We start from the raw sequence: 12,170 nt of genomic DNA, 5'->3' as shown, positions 1-12,170 counted from the left end.
TGCGGACTACGTCCAGGGTCCGCTTTCCCAGCGTACGGGCGTGATTCTGATGGTGTTGCCGGCCGGCTGGTCACGCCGTTGCACCTTGCGGACCGGAATAACTACCGGTCCGCTGCTCTGCGTGCCTGTCCCTGCCCCGGCGCGGCTCCGGTCGTAGGCCGCGCGTTGGGCGGGGTCACGCAGGACAGAGAACGCCTGCATGATCTGCAGCAGCTCGCCACGGGAGAGCTCGCCGCCGCCTTCTGCACCGCCGTCGAGGTCCGGATGATGAGTGCGCATCAGTGCCCGGTAGGCGCGGGCAATCTCCTGCCGGCTGGCAGTAGGCTTCACCCGCAGAACATCGTAGTAGTCCGGCTGGCTGGTCATGGCTGCGTCCCGGTGATTCTCAGGAGCACGGCGCCGGGGCGCCGGCACCGCTGCCAGCGCCCCGGGGAAGGGCTAGCCTTTGATCTCGTGCATCTGGCCCTTGGTTTCGATCTCGATCTTGCGAGGCTTGGCCTGCTCCGTCACGGGAATACGCAGGGTCAGGACGCCCTGGTCGTAGCTGGCCTTGATGTGCTCCGTGTCCAGGGTGTCGCCCAGGATCAGTTGGCGGCTGAACACGCCGCGGGGACGTTCCGAGGCCACCAGCTCGACATTGGGCTGGGTCGGATCGAGGCGCTCCGCCCGTACCGTCAGGACGTTGCGCTCAACGTTCAGGTCCACGGAATCGATCTTGACCCCGGGCAGGTCGAACGCAACAACAAACTCGCCGTTTTCCTGCCAGGCGTCCATTGGCATGGCTGCCGGCCGGGCGGCGGTTCCGAAGACCTGCTGGGTCAGCCGGTCCAGCTCACGGAACGGGTCCGTACGCATCAACATCATTTCCCACTCCTTCAGCACTTGCAGTTCATTGATTCGGTACTACCCACGGCCACTATCTGTGGTGGTGGATATAGATTTTTTATAGCACCTGTGGGAAACTGAGGCAAGCCACTTTCGAGAGTTTTTTGGGAGCAGACATGACCGAACCGGACACCGAACCTGCACGCCAGCCCCGGGCCGGCCAGGGCCTCTACGCCATCTCCGTAGCGGCCCAGCTGGCAAGCACAGGACAACAGAACATCCGGCTTTACGAGACCCGCGGACTCCTCAGGCCCGCGCGTACTGCCGGCGGCACCCGGCAGTACAGCGACGCCGACATCGCCATCCTCCTGCACATTGGCGAGCTGTTGGAGCAGGGGCTGAACCTTGCCGGCGTCGCAAAGGTCCTGGAACTTGAGGCCGCCAATGCCAAACTGCGCCGCGCGCTGAAACGCGCGCGTTCTCTCCCGCAGCGGTAGCGCCTTCCGGAACTCGACGCCGGCCGGTCAGGTTCCGCGGCCGCCAGCCAGCAGGTAGGACTCATCAAGCAGTTCGCCCAGTTCACCGGTGTCGACCCGCGCCAGCCGCACCAGAACCAGCCTGGGTGACCGTTCGTGGTGCGGAGTCCAAAAGTAGGTTTCGGGGTCCGTTCCGGCCAAGGCTTCGCGTTCGGTGGTTTTGACGGTCAGTACGCCGTCCTCCCATATGCGTGCCATCAGGGTTTTCGCGAACCAGGCGGGCTGGCCCCAACTGCTCCGTTCGGTGACACCGGGCAGTGCCAGGCACATGCGGCGGACATCCTGTTCGGTGGCCATAGCGGCTAGTCGCCGGGTGCGTCGGCTTTGGAGAGCTCGCCGGTGATCCGCTCACCCGGAATCCTGGCGGTCCGCCACGTGTCAAGGGCAATGACGGCACCCAGGATGACCAGCGCCAGGGAAAGCGAGGCGAGGGCGTCGCTAAGCCAGTGGTAGCCGAGGTAAAGCCGGCTCACCGCGGCCAGCACAATGCCAACGCCCGCACCTGCAAAACCCAGAACGGCGGACCGCGGGTTCTCCCGGCGCGAGAAGATCAGGAACGTGCCTACCAACAGGAAGTCGCAAGCCCCCAGGACGTGGCCGGAGGGAAAGGAAAAGGTATGGTCGGCCCCAAAGAGCATCAGCTCCACGGGCGGACGGGACCGCCGGACGATCTGCAGGATGATCTGCGAAATCACCACGCCGCTGAGCATGGCGGCAGCCAGGACGATGGGCCGCCACGCGTGTTTGGCCGCAAACCCCCACGCCACCGTGACCACCAGCACGATGATGGGCAAGGCGATAGGTCCGAAGATCACGGCGAGGAAGATCATCACGCCCGTAAGCGTCTCCGAGCGAGTGCCCAGCAGCCAGTCCCGGATCGGCTCGTCCGGTCCCCACGGTGCGGTGCCGCTTTGCACTACCCCCACGAGGGTGGCGATGAACATCAGGGCGCCTATCCCGATCAGGATTACCGCAGCGCGGTAGAGGTTCCTGCGCGCACCGGGCTCCATGTAGCGTTCTTCCACCACAAACTTGTCATGGAAAATGCGCCACCAATGGGGCCCCTTCCCGGATTTTCCTGCCTGATCTGCCACTTCTGACTTCCGTCCCTGCGCCGTTGAAGACTTCCTTCAGATGAAGACTATCGCTGTAGCCTGACCGGATGGGCGCAATGAACGAACTGATCAACCGGAGCAACGTGGAAGCGCTTGCTGACATCCTGGCGCTGTCAGCACCCGGGACGCAGTGGCCCACCGTGGGCGTGGCAGCAGCAACGCTGGAGGAGCTCAGCCTGCGCGGGCGGACCGACCAGGTCAGCGAAGCTCTGGTGTCTGACCTCCGGCAGGTCCCTGGAGCGGACTATTCGAGCGCGGCGGCCCTCTTCCGCAGTGCTCTGGACCACCCTGGATTCACAGGCTGGATCCTCTGGCCGGTTTCCGAAACGGCAGTCACCCTGGCACTCGAAACGGACACCACGGCCTGCTTTGCTGATTGCCTGGCGCTGCTGGCCGAGCTCACCCCGCGGCTCACCGGGGAGTTTGCCATCCGGCGGCTGCTCGCCCGTGACACCGACGCCGCACTCGAAGCAGTCCTCCGGTGGACGTCACACCCGGACGAACACGTCCGCCGCCTGGCCTCCGAAGGCACCCGCCCCTACCTCCCGTGGGCGGTGCGGGTTCCGGCTCTGGTTGAGCGGCCCGAGGCGACCATTCCCATCCTGGACGCCCTCTACCGGGACCCGTCCGACTATGTGCGCCGGTCCGTCGCCAACCACCTCAACGATCTGGCCCGGCATTCACCGGATACGGTGGTGGCGACGGCCGCCGGCTGGCTGCAGGCCCCGGATGCCAACACGGCGTGGGTGGTCAGGCACGGCCTGCGGACCCTGGTCAAGAAAGGCCATCCGGGCGCGCTGGCACTCCAGGGCTTCGCGCCGGCGTCGGTTGCTGTCACCGCACTCCGGCTGGACCGGCAGGTGGTGGCGATGCCGGAAGACCTCGGGTTCGAGTTCGAGATTTCGAACACCGGGGCGGCAGACGCCCGGCTGGCCGTGGACTACGCGGTCCACTACGTCAAGGCCAACGGCAGCCAGTCCGTGAAGGTCTTCAAACTGACGGCACTGACGCTGGCTGCCGGCGAAACACGAACACTGGCCAAGCGCCACGCGTTCAAACCGATGACCACCCGCGTCCACCACCCTGGACTGCACGCCCTCGAAGTCCAAGTCAACGGTGTCCGGCACGGCCATACGGAATTCGAAGTCCGGACGGGAGCTGAACCCTACTAGTTCCCGGTGAGCTCCGCGTAGAGCTTCCGGACCCGGGCGCTGACATCGTCCCGGACCAGGCGCATCCGTTCCATGCCTTCGATGCCGCGTTCGGAGGGCTCGTCGGTTTCCCAGACCTCCAAGCGGGTGCCCTTGCGCGGTTCGAGTTTCGCTTCGGTGCCCAGGACAATGACGGCGTCCACGGTGTCCAGAACCTCGTTGGTGACAGGTTTGGGATGTTCGCCGGTGATGTCGATGCCCAGTTCGGTCAGGGACTCCACAGCCTGCGGGTTCAGGGACGTGCCCGGTTTGGTGCCTGCCGAGTACACGGTCACGGCCCCGCCGGCGAGCTGGTTCATCAGGCCGGCGGCGAGCTGGGATTTGCCGCCGTTCTTGCTGCACACAAAGAGCACGGAAGGGATCTTCCCCGCAGCAGGTGTTTCCAGTGTCATGGGAGCGTTGTTTCCTTTGTGAGTGAGGCCACCAGGGTCTTGACCCGTGCGTGGATCCGGTCGCGGATCTCCCGGACCGTTTCGAGGGGCTGGCCGGCCGGGTCCGGGAGTTCCCAGTCCTCGTAGCGTTTTCCGGGGTAGATGGGGCAGGAGTCGCCGCAGCCCATCGTGATCACCACATCGGAGGCGCGCACCACGTCGTCGGTCAGCGGCTTGGGGTAAGTCCGGGCAAGGTCCAGGCCCATCTCGGACATCACAGCTACCACCACGGGATCGAGTTCCGCCGACGGCAGGGAGCCGGCGGACCGGACATGAATCCTACCCTTGGCCTCGACGGTGAGCAGGGCGGCGGCCATCTGGGACCGTCCGGCGTTCTGGACGCACACGAACAGGACCTCGGGCACCCCTGCGGCAACCGCCTTGGACTTCGCCAGGGCGTTCAGACGGTCGTTGGCAAAGTGCTCCGTGGTGGCTGGAAGGTAGGCGGTGACCTTCGCGGTCCTGGCCAGCGCCGCATAGGACTCAAAGACATAGCGCTCGACGGTTTCGGCGGCAAAAACCCCGGCGAACCTGTCAGCGAGGCGGGCGCTGATGCGGTGGAGTAGCTCGGTGTTGTCCTGCAGCCCCAGGCTGGTCTCACGGTGTTCAGTCATGACGGCACTCCAATGGTGGGTTAGGGACAGACGGTGCTCAGTTGATGCCGGAGCGGCCGTGGGCCAGGCCGGTGGGGAAGCCGACCAGCACCGGCTCCGGAGCGGCGCAGCAACCGGTCTCCGCCGCGGCAGCGGCGGGCGCCGGGGCATCGCAGCTTGTACCGGAGTCGGTGGAGCAGACCCCCGTTTCGGGGAGTTCCAGATGCACCGTGTCAGCGGCTTCGCGGTCCCCGGCGAGGGCCGCGGCGACAGAGCGGACCTGTTCGTAGCCGGTGGCCAGCAGGAAGGTCGGGGCCCGGCCGTAGGACTTCATGCCCACGATGTAGAAGTCCTTCTCCGGGTGGGCGAGCAGCTTAGCCCCGTGCGGCGGGACAGTTCCGCAGGAGTGGAATTCGGGGTCGATCAGCGGGCCCAGCCCTGTCGGGGCTTCCACCGCAGGGTCCAGGTCAAGCCGAAGTTCGCGCAGGATGTCCAGATCCGGGCGGAACCCGGTGCAGGGAACGACGACATCCGCATCCAGGGTGCGTCCATCGACAGCCTCCACGCTCACGCCGGAGTCCAGGGATTTGAGTGCGGCGATGCCGAAGCCCGTGTGCAGTTCGATGGTTCCGGCCTCGACGAGGCGGCGGAGCCGGGAGCCGAGCTGGCCGCGGGCCGGCAGGCCGTCAAGGTCCCCGCCGCCGTAGACCTTTTCCGCGGAGGGCCCCCGTACGGCCCACAGGATAGTGGTTGCGGGTTCCTCCTTCGCGAGGCCGCCGAGGCTGATCAGCGTGTTTGCTGCCGAGTGGCCCGCCCCGACCACCAGGACGCGGCGGCCGGCGAAGGAAGCGCGGTCCCGTCCGGCGACGTCAGGCAGGGGCAGGGAGATCCGGCCTGCTGCTGCCTCTTCACCGATGGCGGGAAGCCCGGCGGTGCCGAGCGGGTTGCGGGTGGACCAGGTGCCCGACGCGTCAATGACGGCGGAAACAGTGTGATCGCGGACCTCGCCGCCGTTGCGTTCGACCCGGACGGTGAAGGGCGTGGTGCCGCGGTCCCGGGTGTGGGTTTTGTCCATGCCCTGGCGCGTCACGGCGATAACCCGGGCGCCGGTCTGAAGCCGGGGCGCGAGGGCCGGGGTGGCAGCCAGCGGGGTGAGGTAGTTGTCGATCAGTTCCCCGCCGTAGGGCAGCGCGGTCAGGCGGGGGGACTCCCAGCCCGTACCGTCGAGCAGGCGGACGGCGGCGGCGTCGAGATTGAACCGCCAGGGTGAGAACAGCCGGATGTGGCGCCACTGCCCGATGGCCCACCCCGCCGTCGGGCCGGCTTCGAAGATCAGCGGCTCGAGGCCGCGCTCCAGGAGGTGGGCCGCGGCGGCAAGACCTATGGGTCCGGCGCCGATGACTGCGACGGGAAGGTTCTTCACTGGATCCAAGCTGTCCTCTGTTCCATCTGTAGGTGTCACGGTTGGGGATTGGCCTGCCGGGTCTTCATGGGCCCGGCAGGCGGCGTGTCAGCAGCAGCCCTGCATGTCATCGTCGTCGTCGCAGCAGCCATCGCCACAGCAGCCGGTGTTCATTCAGCTCACCTCCTTGCCTGCCGGAGTGAGGGACCCGATGAGTCCCTCGATGCGGGTTTTGATCTCGTCGCGGATGGGGCGGACCGCGTCCACGCCCTGGCCGGCCGGGTCCTCCAGGACCCAGTCCTCGTAGCGCTTGCCGGGGAAGTAGGGGCACTCATCGCCGCAGCCCATGGTGATCACCACGTCGGATTCCTTGACGGCTTCGGTGGTGAGGATCTTGGGGATTTCGGCGGACATATCGATGCCGAGCTCGGCCATCGCCTCGACGGCGGCCGGATTGACCTTATCGGCGGGCTGGGAACCGGCGGAACGGACCTCGATGCTGCCCTTGGACAGCGTGGTCAGGAACGCGGCGGCCATCTGGGAACGGCCGGCATTGTGGACGCACACAAACAGGACGGAGGGCTTCTTGGCGGTTTCGGTGCTCATGGTGTTTCTCCTGAAGTCAGTTAGGCATGGATCGGTTTGGCTGTGCCATCGTCCCCGCCGCCCTGCGAATCAGACATTGATGATTGTCGATATAGGCAGTATCGGGCAGTAGATCGATGCTTGTCAATATTTGCGGGCCGGGGATTCAGGCAGCGTGCAGACGGGGTGCGAGGCCGCCGACACGGCGGGCGATCTCACTGAATGCGGCTTCGAACGCATCCTCCGTGTTCAGCCGCAACGGATCCGGAACGGACCAGTGAATTCCTCCCGGATTGAGGATTTCCTCATGGGCGTTATCGCACACCGTCACCACAAAGTCATCGCCATGCGCCACGTCATCCAGCCGGCGCGGGGGAAGGTCCGCAAGCGCGACCCCGTGGCGGTTCGCAACATCAACGGCGCCCGGGGCGATGCGGTCCGCGGGATGCGTTCCCGCCGACGCGGCAGGAATTTCGCTGACCTGATTCCAGAGGGCGGTGGCCAGCTGGGATCTGGCGCTGTTGCGGGTGCAGACGAAGAGGATGCGGCGGGCCCCGTGTTCGCGTCCGGGAGCCAACCCTTCCAGGGCGCCCGTAGCGAGCCGGATGTAGCTGCGCCGCTTGTCCGCTTCCGATCGGTGACGTGCGGCCAGACCCGCGCTTTCGAGCGTACGCAGGTGATGTGACAACAGGTTTGAGGGCATGCCGAGTTCGGCCTGCAGCTCGGTGGGCGAAAAATCCCCCAGAGTCAGCAAGTCCACAATACGGAGCCGCGCCGGATCCGCGAGGGCCGCATGTTTGGCAACCCGCGCCATAAAAACGTCAACTGGGTCAGTATTCATTGGTTCAATTTTGACTGAGTTAATTTCTTCCGTCAAGCTATTGCCATGACTTCTCACCAACCGCCGCTGTGGCGCCGCGCCTTCGCTGAGCTGCTCGGCACCAGCCTGCTCGTGATGATCGTGGTGGGTTCCGGAATCGCAGCCCAGCAGCTCTCCCCCAACGACACAGGGCTGCAGCTGCTCCAGAACAGCACCGCCACCGTCCTCGGCCTGACGGTCCTCATTCTCGTCCTGGGGCCTGTCAGTGGCGCCCATTTCAACCCTGCAGTCTCCCTGGTGGACTGGCTCCTCGGCCGCCGCAGCAGAACGGGCCTGAGCCTGCCGGAGCTGGGGACCTACATCATTGCCCAGGCCGTGGGCGGGATCAGCGGCAGCGTCATCGCGAACGCCATGTTTGAGGTGGGAACCTCCATCTCGGCCAAGGACCGGGCGACTCCCGGACATCTCCTCGGCGAAGTGGTTGCCACCGCGGGCCTCGTGCTGTTGATTTTTGCCCTGGCCGCCACCAGGCGGGGCGCCCTCGCGGCCCCTGCCGTCGGCGCCTACATCGGCGCAGCCTACTGGTTTACATCTTCGACGTCCTTTGCGAACCCGGCAGTGACAGTGGGCCGCATCTTCAGCGATACCTTCGCCGGCATCGCCCCGGCGTCGGTCCCCGGCTTCGTGGCCGCCCAGCTGATCGGCGCAGCGGCCGGACTTGGGCTCCTGCTCATCCTGTTCCCCTCCGCGTCCCGGACCGCAGATGACGTGGTTGTGCCTCACGCTTCGGAATCAACCAGCCCCTAGCATCCCCGTCCGGGTAGGTTCCCGAAACTGCCCGTACAGTGTTTGGATACTCGATAGTCTTCGGCAACTCTGTGGGCGGGGCCGGCCTGATCGGTGACGCGACAGAGTTCTTCGGCCTGGACCAGATGCTCATTGAGGACCCGGAAGCGCCGCTGCCGCCCGCCCTGTTCGCCGCCTTCCAGCTGTTCTTCGCCGGCATCACCACGGCCATCATCGCCGGGGCCGCGGCCGGCCGGATGAAGTTCGGGGCCTGGGTGACCTTCGCCGCGCTCTGGGCAACGTTCGTCTACTTTCCCGTCGCCCACTGGGTCTTCGCGTTTTCGTCGGCCGACGGCTCCGTTACGGGGGGCTGGATCATCAACAACCTCAAAGCCGTCGACTTCGCTGGCGGAACCGCCGTACACATCAACTCCGGCATCGCCGCCCTTGCCCTCGCCCTGGTCCTCGGCCGCAGCGCGGGCTGGCCGAAAAGCGAACACACCAAGCCGCACAGCCGCCCGCTTGTCCTGGTCGGCGCCGGCCTGCTCTGGGTCGGGTGGTTCGGCTTCAACGCCGGCTCGGCACTCACGGCAGGCCACTCGGCATCCGTGGTGTTCCTCAACACCGCAGTGGCCGGCGCTGCCGGCCTGCTCGCCTGGGCCCTGATGGAACGCATCCGCCTCGGCAGCACCAGCAGCATGGGCGCCGCGTCAGGACTCATCTCCGCCCTCGTCGCCATCACCCCTGCCTGCGGCGCCGTCAGCCCCCTCGGGGCGTTGGCCATCGGTCTCATCGCCGGCGCTGCCTGCTCCCTGGCCGTCGAACTGAAATTCCGGCTCGGCTTCGACGATTCACTCGACGTCGTCGGCGTCCACCTGGTTGGCGGCGTCCTGGGTACGCTGCTGGTTGGCTTCTTCGCCACCGATGCCGCACCCAACAAGGTCAAGGGCCTCTTCTACGGCGGCAGCATTGAACTCCTGGGCGTCCAGGCACTCGCCACGCTCGCCGTGCTCGCCTACTCCTTCTCCCTGACCTGGGTCATCGCCAAAGCCCTCGACGCCACCATGGGCCTGCGCATCAACGAATCCGACGAACTGCACGGCATCGACATCACTGCCCACGCCGAGACCGCCTACCTCAGCGACGAAGAACCCGTGGAACTTGGCTCACGGCAGGCCGCCATGTCCTGACGCCCCTGCCGCCCAACCAGGGTGAGCGGGCGACGGCGGGACCTCCCGCCGTCGTCCGCTCACTTTTGCGTGGGGTCAGGTACTCATACATTGATGCCCATCAATATCAGGGCATAATGGGTACATGAACCTGCTGCGCGTACTTGAACAGGCGACGGACGAAGCCTGCTGCACACCGGCAGGCCAGCCCGCGCTGGGCGCCGAGGAGGCCCGGCAGAAAGCCCTGGTCTTCAAAGCACTGGCCGATCCCAACCGGCTCCGGCTGCTCTCCATGGTCAAGGCCGAGGCGTCCGGCGAGGCCTGCGTGTGCGACCTGTCCGGACCGCTCGACCTGGGCCAGCCAACGGTCTCCCACCACCTGAAGATTCTGGTGGAGGCCGGGCTGCTGCACCGGGAAAAGCGTGGAACCTGGGCCTATTACTCTTTGGTTCCCGGCGCTTTGGAGGAGACGGCCGGGGTCCTGGCCGCGCTGTGACCCCGCACCGGAACGGGATGGATCCGGCCAAGGAAACAATCCTGGCCGGCTACAGCCGTGACCGGCACGACCTCGAGAGGTGGCTGAAGGACGCGGGCGCTGCGGACCTTCGCAGAAGCAGTGACGGCACCCGGTGGACCAACGAGGAACTGCTGTTCCATATGGTTTTCGGTTACATGGTGGTCCGCGCCCTGCTCCCGATGGTCCACGTCATCAGCAGGCTCCCCGTGCCTGTTGGTCAAGCCTTTGCAGCCCTCCTGAACGCCGGAACACGGCCTTTCGACTTCGTGAACTATTGGGGGTCCCGCGGCGCGGCCATGATCTACAACAGGCAACGGATGGGCCGGAAACTTGAGAAGACCATCACCGCGATAACCCGCCGCCTTCACCGGGAGGACGCCCGAAGCCTGGCCCGGACCATGCCGTTTCCCGACCGCTGGGACCCGTTCTTCGCCCCGACGATGTCGCTCAAGGACGTCTACGCCTACCCGGCACGTCACTTCGATTTCCACGCCCGGCAGCTGTCCTTGAGGCAGCCGCTCCGTTAGCGGACCGTGGCGCCGCTCCGGGCGGAGGCCAGCATCACGAGCTCTTCACGCGTGGGCAGGCCCTCCCAGTCTCCGGCGGTGCTGACGGCGAAGGCTCCCATCACCGTTCCGCGGTGCAGGCGCCCGGCAATGTCCTCGCCGTCGAGCAGTGCGGAGAGGTAGCCGGCCGTGAACGCGTCCCCGGCGCCGACGGTGTCGATACTGGTCACTGCCACGGCGGGCGACTCGAACCGCCCGGCGGCCGTGTGGACGCCGGCGCCGTGGGCGCCCCGCTTGACCACAACTTCGGTGACCCCGCGGCCAAGGAGTTCTTCGGCAAGTGCGGTTTCGGCGTCATTGGACATTCCGCTGCCCAAGGCGGCGGACGCCACGAGGTCAAGTTCGTCGTCGGACGCTATGAGGATGTCGGCGTACCGGGCGACGGGCGCCAGCACGGCGCGTGCCTCATCCCGGGTCCACAGTTTGCTGCGGTAATTGACGTCGAGGGAGACCACCACGCCCTCTGCGGCGGCCCGCTCGGCGGCGTATTCCAGTGCCGCCCGGGCTTCCGCGCCGAGGGCGGCGGTGATGCCGGTCAGGTGCAGGACGCGGGTGCCGGCGGTCAGGGCGTGGTCCACGTCGTCCCGGCGGAGGGTGGAGCCCGCGGATCCGGCGCGGTAGTAGAACGCCCGGGTCAGGTCGGCGGTCCGCTGCTCGAGGAACATCACACCCGTACTTCGTGACGGATCCAGCCGGTGCCTTACCCGGATTCCCTCGGCGCGGAGTTGCCGCAGGATGAATTCGCCGTGCGGATCCGCACCAACAACGCCGGCCCAGCCGACGCTGTGGCCCAGGCGGGCGGCCCCCACGGCCACATTCGATTCGGCTCCGGCCACGTGCATGGCCAGGCTGCCTCCCGCGGACAGCGGGCCGGCTGAGCGCAGGGAGACCATGGACTCACCGAACGTCAGGAGGTCGACGGCGGCGCTCACCTTGCGTCCGCCGCGGCCGCGCCGGCGGATCGCCGTCCGAACGCCGCCGCCAGGTCCACGAAAGCGCGGGCGCGCTCACGCATTGGGGCGAGGTCTCCCCCGGAACCGGCGTTGCCGAACAGCGGTCCGCCGAGCCCGACGGCGATCGCACCGGTTTCCCAATAGCCTGTGGCTTCGTCAAGGCCCACTCCGCCCACCGGGATAAACGGGATCCCGGGGAAGGGATCCCGCAGCGCCTTGAGGTAGCCGGGGCCGCCGATGGATGCGGGGAAGAGCTTGACCGCCGTGGCGCCGCGGTTCATGGCCTCGTACGCTTCACTCGGGGTCAGGGCACCGGCCAGCACCGGGATCCCGAGGCGCGCGGACTCCGCGATTGATGCCGCCAGCGCCGGAGTCACCATAAACTGGCCGCCGGCCCGGGCAACCTTCTCCACGTCCTCCGCTGTCAGCACGGTTCCGCCGCCCACGAAGCAGCCCTCCGGCGCCGCCGTCCGGACCTCGCGGATCGCGTCGACGGCGCCGGGCGTGGTCAGGGCGATCTCGACGAACCGGAAGCCCTCCTCCATCGCGGCGATGGCGGCCTTCGCGGCAGCACCGCCGTCGGTGCCGCGGACGATTGCCACCAGCCGGGCCTCTTTGATTCCGGCCAGCAGGCCGCCGGGGGTAACACTGTCAGTCATGT

Annotated in this window: 17 protein-coding genes; 6 read left to right on the top strand and 11 right to left on the bottom strand. The window is 66.9% G+C overall.

Features of this window, described 5'->3' with window-relative positions; translation table 11 throughout:
* Positions 1-6 precede the first annotated feature (6 nt).
* Together GUV69_RS18470 and GUV69_RS18465 are read right to left on the bottom strand one after the other, a co-directional pair.
* Positions 7-366 carry a J domain-containing protein gene (locus GUV69_RS18470; RefSeq protein WP_164205075.1) on the bottom strand — a complete coding sequence of 120 codons (360 nt, stop codon included), beginning with the start codon at positions 364-366 and terminating at the stop codon, positions 7-9.
* A 72-nt stretch (positions 367-438) separates the two neighbouring features.
* A complete protein-coding gene (locus GUV69_RS18465) occupies positions 439-861 on the bottom strand; it encodes an Hsp20/alpha crystallin family protein (protein ID WP_164206760.1) in 423 nt (140 codons plus the stop codon).
* Between the two features lie 140 nt (positions 862-1,001).
* Here GUV69_RS18465 and GUV69_RS18460 point away from each other — a divergent pair, with 140 nt between their 5' ends.
* Positions 1,002-1,322, top strand: a complete 321-nt coding sequence (locus GUV69_RS18460) for a MerR family transcriptional regulator (protein WP_164205073.1) — start codon at positions 1,002-1,004, stop codon at positions 1,320-1,322.
* Positions 1,323-1,349: 27 nt separating this feature from the next.
* Here GUV69_RS18460 and GUV69_RS18455 read toward each other — a convergent pair whose 3' ends face one another.
* On the bottom strand, positions 1,350-1,658 hold the full coding sequence (locus GUV69_RS18455; RefSeq protein WP_164205071.1) for an MmcQ/YjbR family DNA-binding protein: 309 nt from the start codon (positions 1,656-1,658) through the stop codon (positions 1,350-1,352).
* Between the two features lie 5 nt (positions 1,659-1,663).
* Positions 1,664-2,455, bottom strand: a complete 792-nt coding sequence (locus GUV69_RS18450; protein ID WP_373458719.1) for a phosphatase PAP2 family protein — start codon at positions 2,453-2,455, stop codon at positions 1,664-1,666.
* Between the two features lie 68 nt (positions 2,456-2,523).
* Here GUV69_RS18450 and GUV69_RS18445 point away from each other — a divergent pair, with 68 nt between their 5' ends.
* Positions 2,524-3,648: a DNA alkylation repair protein gene (locus tag GUV69_RS18445; RefSeq protein ID WP_164205069.1), complete on the top strand. Its 1,125-nt coding sequence runs from the start codon at positions 2,524-2,526 to the stop codon at positions 3,646-3,648.
* Here the strand turns inward: GUV69_RS18445 and GUV69_RS18440 are convergent.
* From GUV69_RS18440 to GUV69_RS18420, 5 genes are all read right to left on the bottom strand, one after another.
* The gene (locus GUV69_RS18440; protein ID WP_164205067.1) at positions 3,645-4,079 is read right to left on the bottom strand and encodes an arsenate-mycothiol transferase ArsC; all 435 of its coding nucleotides are present in this window, start codon (positions 4,077-4,079) and stop codon (positions 3,645-3,647) included. The genes GUV69_RS18445 and GUV69_RS18440 overlap by 4 nt on opposite strands.
* Complete coding sequence (locus GUV69_RS18435; protein ID WP_164205065.1) at positions 4,076-4,732, bottom strand: arsenate reductase ArsC; 657 nt, start codon at positions 4,730-4,732, stop codon at positions 4,076-4,078. The genes GUV69_RS18440 and GUV69_RS18435 overlap by 4 nt, the downstream gene beginning before the upstream one ends.
* 37 nt (positions 4,733-4,769) lie before the next feature.
* Positions 4,770-6,143: an FAD-dependent oxidoreductase gene (locus tag GUV69_RS18430; protein ID WP_164205064.1), complete on the bottom strand. Its 1,374-nt coding sequence runs from the start codon at positions 6,141-6,143 to the stop codon at positions 4,770-4,772.
* Between the two features lie 144 nt (positions 6,144-6,287).
* Positions 6,288-6,719, bottom strand: a complete 432-nt coding sequence (locus GUV69_RS18425; protein WP_164205062.1) for an arsenate reductase ArsC — start codon at positions 6,717-6,719, stop codon at positions 6,288-6,290.
* A gap of 145 nt (positions 6,720-6,864) precedes the next feature.
* A complete protein-coding gene (locus tag GUV69_RS18420) occupies positions 6,865-7,539 on the bottom strand; it encodes an arsenate reductase/protein-tyrosine-phosphatase family protein (protein WP_164205060.1) in 675 nt (224 codons plus the stop codon).
* A 45-nt stretch (positions 7,540-7,584) separates the two neighbouring features.
* On the opposite strand from GUV69_RS18420, the gene GUV69_RS18415 reads away from it, so the two are divergent.
* The 4 genes from GUV69_RS18415 (at position 7,585) to GUV69_RS18400 (ending at position 10,517) form a co-directional block, all read left to right on the top strand.
* Complete coding sequence (locus GUV69_RS18415; protein WP_164205058.1) at positions 7,585-8,325, top strand: aquaporin; 741 nt, start codon at positions 7,585-7,587, stop codon at positions 8,323-8,325.
* A gap of 38 nt (positions 8,326-8,363) precedes the next feature.
* A complete protein-coding gene (locus tag GUV69_RS18410) occupies positions 8,364-9,494 on the top strand; it encodes an ammonium transporter (RefSeq protein WP_164205056.1) in 1,131 nt (376 codons plus the stop codon).
* 124 nt (positions 9,495-9,618) lie between these two features.
* Positions 9,619-9,969, top strand: coding sequence for an ArsR/SmtB family transcription factor (locus GUV69_RS18405; RefSeq protein ID WP_164205054.1), 351 nt, complete (start codon positions 9,619-9,621; stop codon positions 9,967-9,969).
* On the top strand, positions 9,966-10,517 hold the full coding sequence (locus GUV69_RS18400; protein ID WP_244292778.1) for a DinB family protein: 552 nt from the start codon (positions 9,966-9,968) through the stop codon (positions 10,515-10,517). The genes GUV69_RS18405 and GUV69_RS18400 overlap by 4 nt, the downstream gene beginning before the upstream one ends.
* On the opposite strand, the gene GUV69_RS18395 is transcribed toward GUV69_RS18400, so the two are convergent.
* Entirely contained in the window at positions 10,514-11,488 is a 975-nt protein-coding gene (locus GUV69_RS18395) for a sugar kinase (protein ID WP_244292777.1), read from the bottom strand. The two genes, GUV69_RS18400 and GUV69_RS18395, sit on opposite strands and share 4 nt — an antisense overlap.
* Positions 11,485-12,168 carry a bifunctional 4-hydroxy-2-oxoglutarate aldolase/2-dehydro-3-deoxy-phosphogluconate aldolase gene (locus GUV69_RS18390; protein WP_164205052.1) on the bottom strand — a complete coding sequence of 228 codons (684 nt, stop codon included), beginning with the start codon at positions 12,166-12,168 and terminating at the stop codon, positions 11,485-11,487. Before GUV69_RS18390 ends, GUV69_RS18395 begins: the two co-directional genes overlap by 4 nt.
* Positions 12,169-12,170 lie beyond the last annotated feature (2 nt).

Source organism: [Micrococcus luteus] ATCC 49442 (genome assembly GCF_010367585.1).
In the GTDB taxonomy this organism is placed as follows: Bacteria; Actinomycetota; Actinomycetes; order Actinomycetales; family Micrococcaceae; genus Arthrobacter; species Arthrobacter luteus_A.
The sequence above is the reverse complement of the archived record's forward strand: the minus strand, read 5'-3'. Positions and strand labels throughout refer to the sequence as shown.